The 14,052-nt window shown below is 60.4% G+C and carries 15 protein-coding genes; 5 read left to right on the forward strand and 10 right to left on the reverse strand.

Annotation, left to right across the window (positions count from 1 at the left end):
* Positions 1-41 precede the first annotated feature (41 nt).
* Positions 42-698, forward strand: coding sequence for an HAD family phosphatase (locus J4D25_RS24005; protein ID WP_057712869.1), 657 nt, complete (start codon positions 42-44; stop codon positions 696-698).
* Positions 699-817: 119 nt separating this feature from the next.
* On the opposite strand, the gene J4D25_RS24010 is transcribed toward J4D25_RS24005, so the two are convergent.
* Both J4D25_RS24010 and ilvA read right to left on the reverse strand, forming a co-directional pair.
* Positions 818-1,243 (reverse strand): DUF2269 domain-containing protein, encoded by a 426-nt coding sequence (locus tag J4D25_RS24010; protein WP_057712868.1) that lies wholly within the window; start codon positions 1,241-1,243, stop codon positions 818-820.
* Between the two features lie 40 nt (positions 1,244-1,283).
* Entirely contained in the window at positions 1,284-2,798 is a 1,515-nt protein-coding gene (ilvA, locus tag J4D25_RS24015) for a threonine ammonia-lyase, biosynthetic (protein WP_057712867.1), read from the reverse strand.
* 267 nt (positions 2,799-3,065) lie between these two features.
* On the opposite strand from ilvA, the gene rpiA reads away from it, so the two are divergent.
* Positions 3,066-3,740 carry a ribose-5-phosphate isomerase RpiA gene (gene rpiA / locus J4D25_RS24020; protein WP_046039153.1) on the forward strand — a complete coding sequence of 225 codons (675 nt, stop codon included), beginning with the start codon at positions 3,066-3,068 and terminating at the stop codon, positions 3,738-3,740.
* Between the two features lie 146 nt (positions 3,741-3,886).
* On the opposite strand, the gene J4D25_RS24025 is transcribed toward rpiA, so the two are convergent.
* From J4D25_RS24025 to J4D25_RS24040, 4 genes are all read right to left on the reverse strand, one after another.
* Positions 3,887-4,804, reverse strand: a complete 918-nt coding sequence (locus J4D25_RS24025) for an SdiA-regulated domain-containing protein (RefSeq protein WP_057712866.1) — start codon at positions 4,802-4,804, stop codon at positions 3,887-3,889.
* Between the two features lie 107 nt (positions 4,805-4,911).
* A complete protein-coding gene (locus J4D25_RS24030; protein ID WP_057712865.1) occupies positions 4,912-5,838 on the reverse strand; it encodes an SdiA-regulated domain-containing protein in 927 nt (308 codons plus the stop codon).
* A gap of 257 nt (positions 5,839-6,095) precedes the next feature.
* Positions 6,096-6,761 carry a fumarylacetoacetate hydrolase family protein gene (locus J4D25_RS24035; RefSeq protein WP_056726437.1) on the reverse strand — a complete coding sequence of 222 codons (666 nt, stop codon included), beginning with the start codon at positions 6,759-6,761 and terminating at the stop codon, positions 6,096-6,098.
* A gap of 38 nt (positions 6,762-6,799) precedes the next feature.
* Positions 6,800-8,194 (reverse strand): FAD-binding oxidoreductase, encoded by a 1,395-nt coding sequence (locus J4D25_RS24040; protein ID WP_032829505.1) that lies wholly within the window; start codon positions 8,192-8,194, stop codon positions 6,800-6,802.
* Between the two features lie 206 nt (positions 8,195-8,400).
* Here J4D25_RS24040 and serA point away from each other — a divergent pair, with 206 nt between their 5' ends.
* Positions 8,401-9,630 carry a phosphoglycerate dehydrogenase gene (serA, locus tag J4D25_RS24045; RefSeq protein WP_007976393.1) on the forward strand — a complete coding sequence of 410 codons (1,230 nt, stop codon included), beginning with the start codon at positions 8,401-8,403 and terminating at the stop codon, positions 9,628-9,630.
* Between the two features lie 61 nt (positions 9,631-9,691).
* On the opposite strand, the gene J4D25_RS24050 is transcribed toward serA, so the two are convergent.
* Complete coding sequence (locus tag J4D25_RS24050) at positions 9,692-10,114, reverse strand: DUF4399 domain-containing protein (RefSeq protein ID WP_057712864.1); 423 nt, start codon at positions 10,112-10,114, stop codon at positions 9,692-9,694.
* Positions 10,115-10,249: 135 nt separating this feature from the next.
* On the opposite strand from J4D25_RS24050, the gene J4D25_RS24055 reads away from it, so the two are divergent.
* Positions 10,250-10,834: a transporter substrate-binding domain-containing protein gene (locus tag J4D25_RS24055; protein ID WP_057712863.1), complete on the forward strand. Its 585-nt coding sequence runs from the start codon at positions 10,250-10,252 to the stop codon at positions 10,832-10,834.
* Between the two features lie 138 nt (positions 10,835-10,972).
* On the opposite strand, the gene J4D25_RS24060 is transcribed toward J4D25_RS24055, so the two are convergent.
* A complete protein-coding gene (locus tag J4D25_RS24060; protein ID WP_057712862.1) occupies positions 10,973-11,458 on the reverse strand; it encodes a DUF523 domain-containing protein in 486 nt (161 codons plus the stop codon).
* A 2-nt stretch (positions 11,459-11,460) separates the two neighbouring features.
* The gene (locus J4D25_RS24065) at positions 11,461-12,093 is read right to left on the reverse strand and encodes a 2OG-Fe(II) oxygenase (protein WP_057712861.1); all 633 of its coding nucleotides are present in this window, start codon (positions 12,091-12,093) and stop codon (positions 11,461-11,463) included.
* 108 nt (positions 12,094-12,201) lie between these two features.
* Here J4D25_RS24065 and J4D25_RS24070 point away from each other — a divergent pair, with 108 nt between their 5' ends.
* Positions 12,202-12,954: a DUF2059 domain-containing protein gene (locus J4D25_RS24070; RefSeq protein WP_057712860.1), complete on the forward strand. Its 753-nt coding sequence runs from the start codon at positions 12,202-12,204 to the stop codon at positions 12,952-12,954.
* Positions 12,955-13,065: 111 nt separating this feature from the next.
* Here J4D25_RS24070 and J4D25_RS24075 read toward each other — a convergent pair whose 3' ends face one another.
* Positions 13,066-14,013 carry an alpha/beta hydrolase gene (locus J4D25_RS24075; protein ID WP_057712859.1) on the reverse strand — a complete coding sequence of 316 codons (948 nt, stop codon included), beginning with the start codon at positions 14,011-14,013 and terminating at the stop codon, positions 13,066-13,068.
* Between the last annotated feature and the right edge of the window lie 39 nt (positions 14,014-14,052).

Below are 14,052 nucleotides of genomic sequence, written 5' to 3' on the forward strand. Positions count from 1 at the left end.
TTCTTGTCGCCTTTTTACTGACTTTTCAGCGGGTAACTGCAATGCGCCTGGCTTTATTCGATTTGGACAACACCCTTCTGGGCGGTGACAGCGATCACGCTTGGGGCGATTACCTGTGCGAACGCGGCTTTCTCGACGCCGTCGCCTACAAGACTCGCAACGATGCGTTCTACCAGGATTACCTGGCCGGCAAACTGGATAACGCTGCTTACCTGAACTTCTGCCTGGAAGTACTCGGCCGCACTGAAATGGCCACGCTGGATCAGTGGCACAGCGATTACATGCGCGACTGCATCGAACCGATCGTGCTGCCCAAGGGGCTTGAGCTGCTGAAGAAGCACCGCGATGCCGGCGACAAACTGGTGATCATCACGGCGACCAACCGCTTCGTCACCGGGCCCATTGCCGAGCGCCTGGGGGTCGAAACCCTGATCGCCACAGAATGCGAAATGGTCGATGGCCGCTACACCGGGCGCAGCACCGACGTGCCGTGCTTCCGCGAGGGCAAGGTTACGCGCTTGAATCGCTGGCTGGAGGAAACCGGGTTTACGCTGGAAGACAGCTACTTCTATAGCGATTCGATGAATGATTTTCCGTTGCTGGAGCAGGTGACCCATCCGGTGGCGGTCGATCCGGATCCGAACCTGCGGGCCGAGGCCGAAAAGCGTGGCTGGCCGGTGATCAGCCTGCGCGGCTGATATCGCCTTACTGTAGGAGCGAGCTTGCTCGCGATGGTCGTTAACGATAACGCGGGGCACCTGATGCCCCGCGGCGATCTTGAGTTTTTCGCGAGCAATCGAGCGTCGACCGGCTGCTCCTACACAGGCTTGGCGCCCATCAACCCCGCAATGGCGACAAAGCAGACAAAGCTGAACAACGCCAAGGCAAAGGTGAATTTCCCCACGCCACCCGGTGTCTTGCGCAGTTTGTTGAGCCGCACCAGCAGCCAGAACCACGCCAGTGCCGCCACGGTGTACAACACGCTGGAGGCCAGCAACCAGGTCTGCCCCAGCGGCCAGCCCACCAGGTGCACCATCCACCAGCCGGTAAACGGCATGCTCAGCAGCGCCAGGCCCATCAGCAGCCAGACAAACACCCTTGGCCGCTGCAAGGTGCGACTACCCGCCGTCGCGTCACCCTTGCGCCGCGCCAGCAAAACCCAAACTCCCAGCCCCAGCGCACAAGCCAGCAGTACAACTGTCGCCACCATGTGCGCCGCTTTCAGAGCAGTTAACGTTTCCATTGTCAGATTTCCTTATTGCCTTGCCCGTCAGCGTAGCCGTTCAGCCAAGAAACAGCTGATAGGCCGGGTTGTCGCTTTCGTCCCAGTACGGGTAACCGATTTCTTCCAGCGCCGCCGGCACCAGGTGGCGCTCGTCGTGGGGCACCTGCAGGCCCGCGACGACCCGACCATCCGCCGCGCCATGGTTGCGGTAGTGGAACATTGAGATGTTCCAACGCCCGCCCAGCTTGTTGAGGAAGTTGAACAGCGCACCCGGACGCTCCGGGAATTCGAAACGCAGGATCACTTCGTCGACCACATGCGCCGCACGCCCGCCGACCATGTGGCGGATGTGCAGCTTGGCCAGTTCGTTGTCGGTCAGGTCCAGCACCGGGAAACCCTGCTCGCTCAGACTGGCGATCAGCGCGCTGCGCGGGTCGTTTTCCGGGTGGGTCTGCACGCCGACAAAGATGTGCGCTTCGCTGCCGGTGTTGTAGCGGTAGTTGAATTCGGTGATCTGGCGCTTGCCTATGGCCTCGCAGAACGCCTTGAAGCTGCCCGGTTTCTCGGGAATGGTCACGGCGATGATCGCTTCGCGGCCCTCGCCCAGCTCCGCACGCTCAGCGACGTGGCGCAGGCGATCGAAGTTGACGTTGGCCCCGGAGTCGATGGCCACGAAGGTCTGGCCGCTGACGCCGCGCTGCTCGACATATTTCTTGATCCCGGCCACGCCCAAGGCGCCGGCAGGTTCGGTGATCGAGCGGGTATCGTCGTAGATATCCTTGATGGCGGCGCAGATTTCATCGGTGCTGACGGTGATCACTTCATCGACATGGTCTTTGCAGATGTCAAAGGTGTGCTGACCGATCTGGGCCACCGCAACACCGTCGGCGAAGAGGCCTACGGTCGGCAGTACCACGCGCTCGCCGGCCGCCATGGCCGCTTGCAGGCAATTGGAGTCATCCGGTTCGACGCCGATGATCTTGATGTCCGGGCGCAGGTACTTCACGTACGCCGCGATGCCGGCGATCAGGCCGCCGCCACCCACCGGGACGAAAATCGCATCCAATGGCTGCGGGTGCTGGCGCAGAATCTCCATCGCCACGGTGCCCTGCCCGGCAATGGTGTGGGGATCGTCGTACGGGTGAATGTAGACGTAGCCTTTTTCGTCGACCAGTTTCAGCGAGTAGGCCAGGGCTTCCGGGAACGAGTCGCCGTGCAGCACCACTTTGCCGCCACGGGAGCGCACGCCTTCGACCTTGATCTCCGGGGTGGTCTTGGGCATGACGATGGTCGCTTTCACGCCCAACACCTTCGCCGCCAGGGCCAGGCCCTGGGCATGGTTGCCCGCCGACGCGGTGACCACGCCGCGAGCGCGTTCTTCGTCGCTCAACTGGGTCAACTTGTTGTAGGCGCCGCGAATCTTGAACGAGAACACCGGCTGCAAGTCTTCGCGCTTGAGCCAAATGCTGTTGCCCAGCCGCTCGGAGAGCTGGCGGGCAGACTGCAACGGAGTTTCTACGGCAACGTCATAAACGCGCGAGGTGAGGATCTTTTTGACGTACTGTTCAAGCATCGGAAAGCATCACTGAGCGGGTTGGGCAGGACCAAGGAGTCTAACCCGGCTTTCAGGCGTGCGACCACCCTGTAGGAGCGAGCCTGCTCGCGAAAAACTCGAGGGCGCCGCTGGCTGTCCGGTTTTACGCGTTATCGTTCACGACCATCGCGAGCAGGCTCGCTCCTACAGGGAACAGTCACGACCTGCCAATCGGGCAATGACCTTCCCCGCCCCGAAGCCTATAATGCCGGCCTTTCGTCCCCTCCCAGGCACCCCGGAGCCCGCATGAACCAGGATCAACTCAAACAGGCAGTGGCTCAGGCCGCCGTCGACTTCATCCTTCCGAAACTCGACGACAAGAGCATCGTCGGGGTCGGCACCGGCTCCACCGCCAACTGCTTCATCGACGCGCTGGCCAAGCACAAGGGCGCATTCGACGGCGCCGTCGCCAGTTCCGAAGCCACCGCCGCGCGTCTCAAGGGCCACGGGATTCCGGTGTACGAACTGAACACCGTCAGCGATCTGGAGTTCTACGTCGACGGCGCCGATGAAAGCGACGAGCACCTGAACCTGATCAAGGGCGGCGGCGCTGCCCTGACCCGCGAGAAGATTGTCGCGGCCGTGGCCAAGACCTTCATCTGCATCGCCGACGCCAGCAAACTGGTGCCGGTCCTCGGTACTTTCCCGCTGCCGGTGGAAGTGATCCCGATGGCCCGCAGCCACGTGGCCCGCGAGCTGGTGAAGCTCGGCGGCGACCCGGTTTACCGCGAAGGCGTGCTGACCGACAACGGCAACATCATCCTCGACGTGTTCAACATGCAGATCACCAATCCGGTGGAGCTGGAGACACAGATCAATGCGATCGTCGGCGTGGTCACCAACGGTTTGTTCGCGGCACGCCCGGCGGATCTGTTGTTGCTGGGGACCAGCGAAGGCGTGAAGACCCTGCGCGCCGAGTAACCTGGACCACCCACACTTTTGTGGGCAGATGAAAAAACCTGTGGGAGCGGGCTTGCTCGCGATGAGGCCGTGTCAGTCGACTGAGATGTTGAATGACAGACCGCTATCGCGAGCAAGCTCGCTCCCACAGTGTTTTGTGGTGTCGGTCAGAGTTGCGTGGGTTTCTTGAACACGTAGAACAGGTTCGGCTCGCTGACGATGTACAGCGTACCGTCGTCGTCCACGGCGATCCCCTCCGCTTGCGGCACGGTTTTTTGCAGGCCATGGCGTCCCTTGCTCAATGACATTGTGCTCAGCGGCCGCCCATCCACATCCAGCTCCAGAATCAATCGCGACTCATCCGACAGCGCCAGCAAATGCCCGCTGCGCTCATCGTATTGCAGGCTCGACAGGTCCCGCACGAACATCCCGGCATCACGCTTGGGGTCGTTGATCACGTGCACCGAGTAGGATTCTTCAGGATTGAAGCGCGGAAAACCGTGCACCTCGTAGATCAGCATCGGGTTGCGCTCCTTGGCGACGAACAGGCGCTTGCCCACTGAATCGTAAGCCAGGCCCTCGAAGCCCTTGTTGCCGCCCATGTGAACGCCAATGGTCATCTGCTCGGCATCTGCCGCATCAACGAAAGTGGTGTCCTGCTCCAGACGAATCTTGATCAGCCGCTGCTGACTTTCGTCAGTGACCACGTAGATATCTTCGCTGATGAACTCCACCGCCTCCGGATCGCCGAAACCGACCAGCGCCACACGACGCAAGATCCTGCCGTCGAGGGACAACTCGATCAGCTCGCTTCGTTTGTTGGTGACGGTGAACAGGCTTTTGCGTACCGGGTCGTAGGTCAGCGCTGAAACGTTGTCGGCCAGGCCATCGATCACCTGCGCCTCGGTCACGACCTGGTATTGGTCCAGGCCCATCGACCGGGAACTCACCGGCTGCCACAGCGTATGCAGATTGAACCAGGTACGCTCGAACAGGCGCATGTACTGGGCGATCGCTATCAATGCGATCAGCAAGATCACCGACAGGATCAGGATCAGGGATTTGGGGCGGGCAAATCGACGCATTCGGGTGGGCTCGGGGTCAAAACAGGCGGATGAAATATCACGCCCGTCTGAACTGAAGCTTAATGGCCGCCGGCCTTTTACGTACAGGCAATCAGCGCAGGCGTTGGTTACTTCTGTTTTTCGAAGCGATAAAACAGGTTCGGCTCACTCACCATGTACAGCGTGCCCGCTTCATCCATGGTCACGCCTTCGGCACGGGGAATGGTATTTTTCAGGCCGTTGAAGCCACGCAGCAGGGTGATGAAACTGACCTGCTCACCCTTCTTGTCCAGCTCCAGCAACAGGTGCGAGTCGGCGGACAACACCAGCATGTGGCCAGTCCGCGGGTCGACGGCCAAGGCAGACAGGTTGCGCATGTCCAGTGCATGGCTGGCTAGCTTCAGCTTGTCGCCGGTCAGGACCTTGCCGTCACCTTTCCAGGCAAACAATGCCGGCGGGCGCTCTTCGCCCAGCAGCAGTTGCTGATTGCTCGGGTCCCAGGTGACACCCTCGAACGCCTTGTTCTGGTCGCTGGAAGGCCCGAGGTCGTATTTCGGGAAGTCGGCCATATTCAATTCGCGGGTATCGGCATCGACCTTGACGATAGCGATCAGATGCTCGCGCTCATCGACAATGGCCAGCCGGCCGTCGCCAAGCACGGTGACGCCCTCAGGGTTGCTCCAGCCCACCAACGGCATTTTGCGCAGCACATCGCCCTGCAGGTTCAATTCGACCAGGAACGGGTTCTTGCCCATGACCGAAAACAGAGTCTTGGTCTGAGGGTCGTAGACCATGTCCGATGCTTCATCCTTCTCCATGCCCGGCAACGGCTTGGCATCGATCACCGCACGATAGTCCGGCAGCCAGATGCTCGCCTGGCGCTCGGCCGGGCTCTTGAATTGCTCTTTCACCCAGAGCACGGCCCGCGCATCCCAGTGCATGGCGAATGCAACGCCGTAGGCGACAACGGCCACCAGCAGTAGCCAGGTGTGCCAACGCAGGGCGAAGCGCGAACGGCGGACAGGTTCAAGCGTGGAAAGCGGAGAAGTGGCCATCGGGGAATGCGTTCCAGAAATTCAGGCTAGGGGTAATAGCACAGTTTGGGGCCGGCTCAGAGGCCGAAAGCCCTGAAATTATCCAGACTGGATGTGAAAAAAACGGGAAATGACAGGGTGAGCCTTTTACAACCCCTGGAAAAACCAATGTGGGAGCGAGCCTGCTCGCGATGGGGGCGTGTCAGCCAACAAAGATATTGAATGACAGACCGCTATCGCGAGCAGGCTCGCTCCCACAGGGTACAGCGGTGTTACATCTAGCGAACGCTGCTGGTGAAACTGCTGGCGCCCGGCAATTCCAGAACGATCTCGTCACCGACATTCAGCGGGCCAACGCCCACTGGCGTGCCGGTGAGGATCACGTCCCCGGCCTGCAACGAGAAGCAGCCGGCCATGTGCTGGATCATCGGCACAATCGGGTTGAGCATCGCGCTGCTGTTGCCGTCCTGGCGCACTTCACCGTTGATGGTCAGGCGGATGCCGATGTCGGTCAGGTCGGCAAACGTGCTGCCGGACACGAACGGAGCAAGCACTGCCGCACCATCGAAGGACTTGGCGATTTCCCAGGGCAAGCCCTTGGATTTCAGCTCGGCCTGCTTGTCGCGCAGGGTCAGGTCCAGGGCTGGAGCGAAACCGGAGATGGCGTCGAGCACTTCTTCGCGGCTCGGTTTGGTCGACAACGGCTTGCCGATCAACACCGCGATTTCCGCTTCGTAATGCACCGAACCGCGTTCGGTCGGAATGCTGAAACCACCTTCCAGCGGCACCACGCAACTGCCCGGCTTGATGAACAGCAGTGGCTCGGTCGGCACCGGATTGTCCAGTTCCTTGGCGTGTTCGGCGTAGTTACGGCCGATGCACACCACTTTCCCCAACGGGAAGTGAATGCGCGTACCGTCGACATACTGGTGCTGATAGCTCATTACCGACTCCTGCTTCGTTGGCTCTTAAAGTTCGAAAATCAAACAGCGAAAATCTTGCCCGGGTTCATGATGCCGTTCGGGTCGAACACCGCCTTGACGGCTTTCATGTACTCGATCTCGACCGGCGAGCGGCTGTAGGTCAGGTAGTCACGCTTGGTCATGCCCACGCCGTGCTCGGCGGAGATCGAACCGTTGTACTTCTCGACGGTTTCGAACACCCACTTGTTGACGGTGGCGCACTTGGCGAAGAACTCATCCTTGCTCAGGTTATCCGGCTTGAGGATGTTCAAGTGCAGGTTGCCGTCGCCGATGTGGCCGAACCAGACGATTTCGAAATCCGGGTAGTGTTCACCGACGATCGCGTCGATTTCCTTCAGGAATGCCGGAACTTTCGATACGGTGACCGAAATGTCGTTCTTGTACGGCGTCCAGTGGGAAATGGTTTCGGAGATGTATTCGCGCAGCTTCCACAGGTTCTGCAACTGGGTTTCGCTCTGGCTCATCACGCCGTCCAGCACCCAGCCCTGCTCGACGCAGTGTTCGAAGGTTTCCAGGGCGTGGTTGGCCACTTCTTCGGTGGTCGCTTCGAATTCCAGCAGCGCGTAGAACGGGCAATCGGATTCGAACGGCGCCGGCACATCGCCACGAGCCATGACTTTGGCCAGGGCTTTGTCGGAGAAGAATTCGAAGGCGGTCAGGTCAAGCTTGCTCTGGAAGGCGTGCAGCACCGGCATGATCGAGTCGAAATCGGCGGTGCCGAGGACCATGGCGGTGAGGTTTTTCGGCGCGCGGTCCAGGCGCATGGTCGCTTCGACCACGAACCCGAGGGTGCCTTCGGCGCCGATGAACAGCTGACGCATGTCGTAGCCGGTGGCGTTCTTGATCAGGTCGCGGTTCAGCTCCAGCACGTCGCCCTTGCCGGTGACCACTTTCATGCCGGCAACCCAGTTACGGGTCATGCCGTAGCGAATCACCTTGATCCCGCCGGCATTGGTGCCGATATTGCCGCCAATCTGGCTCGAACCTGCGGAAGCGAAGTCCACCGGGTAGTACAGGCCGTTTTCTTCGGCCACGTTCTGCAGGTGCTCGGTGACCACGCCCGGCTGACACACGGCGGTACGGTCAGTGAGGTTCACGTCGAGGATCTGGTTCATGTAGTCGAACGACACGACCACTTCACCATTGGCCGCCACCGCTGCTGCGGAAAGACCGGTACGACCACCCGACGGCACCAGCGCCACCTTGTGTTTGTTGGCCCACAGGACTATGGCCTGGACCTGCTCGGTGGTCTTGGGGAACACGATGGCGGTCGGGGCCGGGGCGAAATGCTTGGTCCAATCCTTTCCGTAAGCATTCAGGGAGTCGGCATCGGTCAGCACCTTGCCAGGCTCAACCAGGGTCTTCAGCTCTTCAATCAGGGCAGGATTGGTCATCGACAGAACTCTCGAACAATTCATGGTCATCCTGAGAACGCTTCACGTCGCAGGAATGAGTGTTTAGCGGGGTGCATATGCTAGCATAACGACCCCGCAGGATAGTGCCCAAGGGCTGTTCTGCGGTGACGGCTTTCCTGCCGTGCGGGTCAGCTCCGGGCTGCTCCCTTTCCTGCCATTTTTCTCCGGGATACAGGTTTACGCAGATGAGCAAGACTTCTCTCGATAAGAGCAAGATCAAGTTCCTTCTTCTCGAAGGCGTCCACCAATCGGCTGTCGACGTCCTCAAGGCGGCGGGCTACACCAGCATCGAGTACCTCACTGGTTCTCTGCCGGAAGCCCAGCTCAAGGAAAAGATCGCTGATGCTCACTTCATCGGCATTCGCTCCCGCACTCAACTGACCGAAGAGATCTTCGATCACGCGAAGAAGCTCGTGGCTGTAGGGTGTTTCTGCATCGGCACCAACCAGGTCGACCTGGACGCGGCCCGCGAACGCGGCATCGCGGTGTTCAACGCACCGTACTCCAACACCCGTTCCGTAGCGGAGCTGGTGCTGGCCGAAGCGATCCTGCTGCTGCGCGGCATCCCTGAGAAGAACGCTTCCTGCCACCGTGGCGGCTGGATCAAGAGCGCGGCCAACTCCTTCGAGATCCGCGGCAAGAAGCTGGGCATCGTCGGTTACGGCTCGATCGGTACTCAACTGTCGGTCCTGGCGGAAGGCCTGGGCATGCAGGTGTACTTCTACGACACCATCACCAAGCTGCCACTGGGTAACGCCACTCAGGTAGGCAACCTGCACGAGCTGCTGGCGATGTCCGACATCGTTTCGCTGCACGTACCGGAAACCGCCGCCACCCAGTGGATGATGGGCGAGAAGGAAATCCGCGCCATCAAGAAAGGCGGCATCCTGATCAACGCCGCCCGCGGCACCGTGGTCGAACTGGACCACCTGGCGGCTGCCATCAAGGACAAGCACCTGATCGGCGCGGCCATCGACGTATTCCCGGTGGAGCCACGCTCCAACGACGAAGAGTTCGAAAGCCCGCTGCGTGGCCTGGACAACGTGATCCTGACCCCGCACATCGGTGGTTCCACCGCTGAAGCCCAGGCCAACATCGGTCTGGAAGTGGCGGAAAAACTGGTCAAGTACAGCGACAACGGTACGTCGGTATCGTCCGTGAACTTCCCGGAAGTGGCCCTGCCGGCTCACCCTGGCAAGCACCGCCTGCTGCACATCCACGAAAACATTCCGGGCGTGCTCAGCGAGATCAACAAAGTCTTCGCCGAAAACGGCATCAACATCTCCGGTCAGTTCCTGCAGACCAACGAGAAGGTCGGCTACGTGGTGATCGACGTCGACGCCGAGTACTCGGACCTGGCGCAAGAGAAGCTGCAACACGTCAAGGGCACCATCCGTAGCCGGGTGCTGTTCTGATCGCGACTTGAGCGACAAAAAAGGGAGCCTTCGGGCTCCCTTTTTCATTCACGCTACAACGTTACTTGACGTTGACGGTGATCTTCTCGGAAACGATCGGCGGATCGAACGGCATGTGGTTGCTATCGCCCAGTTCAAGCTGCAAGGTGTGTTTGCCCGGCGTGAGCGTTACTTCAGCCTGGGTCTGCGCGTTGCCGAAATGCTGGTGGTTGGCATCTTTGGGAATCGGCGCACCGGCGGCTGGCAGTTCGTCGACGTCGATCAGCAAGTGGTGATGACCGGTGTTCTTGGTGGTATTGCCCGCCGGTGCCAGGGCAACGTTCTCGACAGCGAACTTGACGACGACCGTCTGTGGAACCGTCGCACCATCCTTGGGAGACACGATGGACACTTCGGCGCCCTTCGGAGCCGGCGTTGCACTGGCCAGCACCGAAACACCCATCAACAGGCCAGCCAAAGCAGCACGTGACATAAAGGTTTTCATTCTCTTCTCCAGTTTTTCCGTAAAATTCGCGTGACCATGACAACTTCATGGCCATTCGTTGTCGAAGGCACTCGACAACCATAGCAAAGCGAGCCTGAATCAGAGGATCGCGATAATAAATTCAAAGGAGTGACCATGCGCTTTCTGCCTGGCCTGATCTGCCTGCTACCCCTTCTGAGCCCTTTGGCTCATGCCGAATTGATTGATGACGTCAACGACCGGGGCGAATTGCGCATTGCCGTTGAAGCCAACACTCCCCCGTTCAATTTCAAGGATGACGACAAGCTCACCGGCTTCGAAATCGAGTTGGGCCAACTGTTGGCAAGTGAACTCGATGTCCGGGCCGACTTCGTTGTCACCGACGGCAGCGATCTGCTGACCGGCGTCGAAAGCGGCAAATACGACATCGCTATCAACCACATAGCAGTGACCCCAGATCTCAAGGATCGTTTCGACTTCAGCGAACCTTACATTCAAACCAATGCGCAATTGATCGCGCAGAAAGAAGAGCCTCGCTCCATTTTGCTGGTCCAATCGCTGACGGAAGAGAAGCCCAAAACCAACCCGGCCGTGAACCTGGCGATTCCGTTTCAGAAGGGTAATCCGGCGTTCCAAGCCAGCCTGGAAAACGCATTGCAACGAATCAAGGATGACGGGCGACTGCAAGCGCTGGAACAGAAGTGGCTGGGGGCGGATGCGGGTATGGTGCCCAAGCCTTGAAGTGTTGCAGATCTGGAGTGAAAGCTGATCCTGTAGGAGCGAGCCTGCTCGCGATGGCGGCCTGACATTCAACATCAATGTTGACTGGACTGGCCTCATCGCGAGCAAGCTCGCTCCCACAGTGTCTTGTGTCGCTCGTTAATCGAGCATTGCCAACGCCTGTGCCGCCTGCGGCAACTCCAGCTCACTGAACACCTGCACCCCGTGACGGTTGAGTAGCGCCGCCGTCACGCCCTCGCCACTGACTTTCACGCCGCTGAACGTCCCGTCATAGGTCAGCAAATTGCCGCAGGAAGGGCTGTTGGCCTTGAGGACGGCGATGCGGATGCCATGCTTTTTTACCAGCTCCAGTGCCTGATACGCCCCCGACAGAAACTGCGCACTAACGTCCTCACCCTCGGTGGTGATCACCAACGCCTGGCCATCGAGGACTTGCGTGCCCTGCCCGCCTGGAATTTCCGCCGCCGCCCGAGGTGTTGGCAATCCACCTGCCACCTCCGGGCACAACGGCACGACCCGCCCCTCATCAAGCCACTGCTGAAGCTGATCGAACGGCCCGCTGGCCCCACCGTCGTAACGGACGCGGTGGCCCAAAAGGCAGCGGCTGACGAGAATTTTCTGCATGATCAGAACGGCTCGTTGCCGCGCCGGCGGAACCAGCCGGTCAGCGACAGGCGATCCCGGGTCGCGGGCAGGACTTCGTGGGGAACCTCGCCGGAGAGAAACACCACCAGGCAGCCACCGACAGGTTCCACGTCGTAGACGCGATCATTGTCGAGGTACATGCGCAACTGGCCGCCGTGTTCGGGAAGCCAGCCGTCATTGAGATAAACCACCGCCGAAATCATGCGCCGGTCGTCATCGCGAAAACGGTCGACGTGCTTCAGGTAGAAGGCGCCGGGCGGGTACATCGCAAAATGGCTTTCGAAATCCTCCAGGCCGAGAAACAGACCGCGATTGATCGCCTCGCGCAGGCTGTCCATCAAACTCAAATAGCTGTCGCACGCCTCGGCCTGGCCGGGGTCGATCCACTGGATATGGTCGCCACGAATCCCTTCGCGGATCTCCGATGACGGCCCACGACCCACGGCGGCCGGAGCCAGCTGACCCTCGGCAGCACGTTTGCGACACTCGGCCGCCAGCTCTCGGGTCAAGTCCTGAGGCAGGAAAATATTCTGCTGCGACCAGCCGTGCTCGGCCAGGTCGTCGACGATTCGTAGCAGCAGCGGGTGATCAGAGGATATTTGCATGGCGCGCATAGTATTCCTGTGCCCGGAAATCCGACAGAGCCGCGCAGCGGGTTGATACGAATTCTCGACAAGCAGGGGTGCCACACGGAGAATAGTCGCCTGCTGACTGGAGTCCCTATGCGCCGTTTGCTTTTATCCCTGCTGATGTTCTGCGTTTTGCCCGCCTGGGCAGACGGCCACGATCAGTTGTACAAGGTCGCCGGCTGGCCGGAACAACGCGCGCATTTCAGCGATGCCCTCTCGGCTGCTCAGCAACGCTACCAGGGCAGCCTGCCGCCGGCGGTGTTTCAGGCACTGGTCAGCAACAGCAATCAGCGATTTTCCGCCAAGGCCGTGGACCAGCGTGCCGAAGCGCAATTGCGCAAGAACCTCGCCGACCCCAAACCCGCGCTGACGTTTTTCCAGTCGCCCTTGGGCAAGAAAATCGTCGCCGCCGAGTTGCTGGCGACCCGTCGCGACCAACTGGCAAAAAACGCCAAGGGTCTGCCAAAGATGCAGGCCAGCGACAGCCGCATGTTGATCATCGGCCATTTGGCACAAGCCCTGCCCGCTCGCGAGGCCGGTGCGGAAGTCAGTCTGGCGATTGCTGGCGTCGCCGCCGATAGCTTGAGTTCAATGATCCCGGGATTGCTCGGTGCCGGTCAGGCGCAGGGCATGCTCAACGGCCAGCGCCAGCGCCTGATGGAGCAGATCGGTAGCGACCTCAACAACACACTGCTGTATGTCTATCGCGACCTGTCGGACAACGAACTGGAAGAGTTCGCAACCTTTGCCGAATCGGCGGAAGGCCAGGCTTATTATCAAGCGGCGCTGGCGGCGATTCGGGCGGGGTTGGCGGTGGGGCAGAGCAATTCGAACCTGACCCAGTGATCTTCGGCACCTGACCGATCGCTATCGCGAGCAAGCTCGCTCCCACATTGGATCTGCGTACGCCGGCCCATTGTGGGAGCGAGCTTGCTCGCGATGGGGCCGGAACAGGCACTAGGGATTGCGACCCTTGATCCGCCGGGTCAAAAACCCGAAATACTCCTGCCGCATCACCAGCGTCTCATTCGCCAGATGATGTCGTGCCTCGGGCAGCATCAGCACCTGCGGCCGATCAAACTTGCCCCGCAACACTTCCAGGTTGTGCTCCCAATCCACCGTCATGTCGGCCTGCCCCTGCACGATCAGCGGCCGGCGGGTGCTCATGGGTGCGGCCTCGATGCGTTTGATCCAGCGCGCCAACGCACCCACCCAGGCTGTCGGCAGGCGCAACGGCTGCAACGGATCGGCCTGCAGAAACGGCAGAAAGGCCGGGTCGTTGGAGTTCTCGCTGAAACGCCGGGCGATGGCTTTGACGAAAGGCTTGAGCAGGTAGTAACTCAGTTGCGACCAACCCCACGCCCGCGGCCGCACCAGCGGCGACAGCAAAATCACCTGGCCCTGGGCCGGGCTGCTCGCCCCCGCATTCAACACATGATCGATCACGATCGCCCCGCCGGTGCTCTGCCCGCACAAGTGCCACGGCTGCGGCAAGTCGAGGGATTGCGCCTCGCGGAACAACCCTTGCAATGCGTCCTGATACTCGGCGAAATCCTTGATGCTCGCCCGTTCGCCACTGGACAGGCCATGCCCCGGCAAGTCGCAGGCAATCACCGCAAAGCCCTGGTCCAGCGCCCACTCGATCACATGCCGATAGAGCCCGGTGTGGTCGTAGAAACCGTGGATGACAAACAGCGTCGCCTTGGCTCGCTCGGGCCACCAGAACTGGCTGACCAGCTCATAACCGTCGACCTCGAATCGCCCAAGGCCGCTGCGCACCTGACGCGGGGCAAAATCCAGCCCGTAGAATCGCTGGTAAGCCTGCGCCTGCGCCGACAACGGCTGCCCGGCAGCCAATGGCAGCAGGCTTGCACGTAGAAGATCAGGGTCGAAAGTAGCCGGCATGGACGATTCCAGAACGTGAAACGGACTTTATAGGCCTGC

This window comes from Pseudomonas sp. GW456-L13 (genome assembly GCF_017350115.1).
Taxonomy (GTDB): domain Bacteria; phylum Pseudomonadota; class Gammaproteobacteria; order Pseudomonadales; family Pseudomonadaceae; genus Aquipseudomonas; species Aquipseudomonas jessenii.

Coding starts and splice junctions, on each gene's coding strand:
- J4D25_RS24005 (WP_057712869.1), top strand. CDS start 42: ATGCGCCTGGCTTTATTCGATTTGGACAACACCCTTCTGGGCGGTGAC.
- J4D25_RS24010 (WP_057712868.1), bottom strand. CDS start 1,243: ATGGAAACGTTAACTGCTCTGAAAGCGGCGCACATGGTGGCGACAGTT.
- ilvA (WP_057712867.1), bottom strand. CDS start 2,798: ATGCTTGAACAGTACGTCAAAAAGATCCTCACCTCGCGCGTTTATGAC.
- rpiA (WP_046039153.1), top strand. CDS start 3,066: ATGAACCAGGATCAACTCAAACAGGCAGTGGCTCAGGCCGCCGTCGAC.
- J4D25_RS24025 (WP_057712866.1), bottom strand. CDS start 4,804: ATGCGTCGATTTGCCCGCCCCAAATCCCTGATCCTGATCCTGTCGGTG.
- J4D25_RS24030 (WP_057712865.1), bottom strand. CDS start 5,838: ATGGCCACTTCTCCGCTTTCCACGCTTGAACCTGTCCGCCGTTCGCGC.
- J4D25_RS24035 (WP_056726437.1), bottom strand. CDS start 6,761: ATGAGCTATCAGCACCAGTATGTCGACGGTACGCGCATTCACTTCCCG.
- J4D25_RS24040 (WP_032829505.1), bottom strand. CDS start 8,194: ATGACCAATCCTGCCCTGATTGAAGAGCTGAAGACCCTGGTTGAGCCT.
- serA (WP_007976393.1), top strand. CDS start 8,401: ATGAGCAAGACTTCTCTCGATAAGAGCAAGATCAAGTTCCTTCTTCTC.
- J4D25_RS24050 (WP_057712864.1), bottom strand. CDS start 10,114: ATGAAAACCTTTATGTCACGTGCTGCTTTGGCTGGCCTGTTGATGGGT.
- J4D25_RS24055 (WP_057712863.1), top strand. CDS start 10,250: ATGCGCTTTCTGCCTGGCCTGATCTGCCTGCTACCCCTTCTGAGCCCT.
- J4D25_RS24060 (WP_057712862.1), bottom strand. CDS start 11,458: ATGCAGAAAATTCTCGTCAGCCGCTGCCTTTTGGGCCACCGCGTCCGT.
- J4D25_RS24065 (WP_057712861.1), bottom strand. CDS start 12,093: ATGCGCGCCATGCAAATATCCTCTGATCACCCGCTGCTGCTACGAATC.
- J4D25_RS24070 (WP_057712860.1), top strand. CDS start 12,202: ATGCGCCGTTTGCTTTTATCCCTGCTGATGTTCTGCGTTTTGCCCGCC.
- J4D25_RS24075 (WP_057712859.1), bottom strand. CDS start 14,013: ATGCCGGCTACTTTCGACCCTGATCTTCTACGTGCAAGCCTGCTGCCA.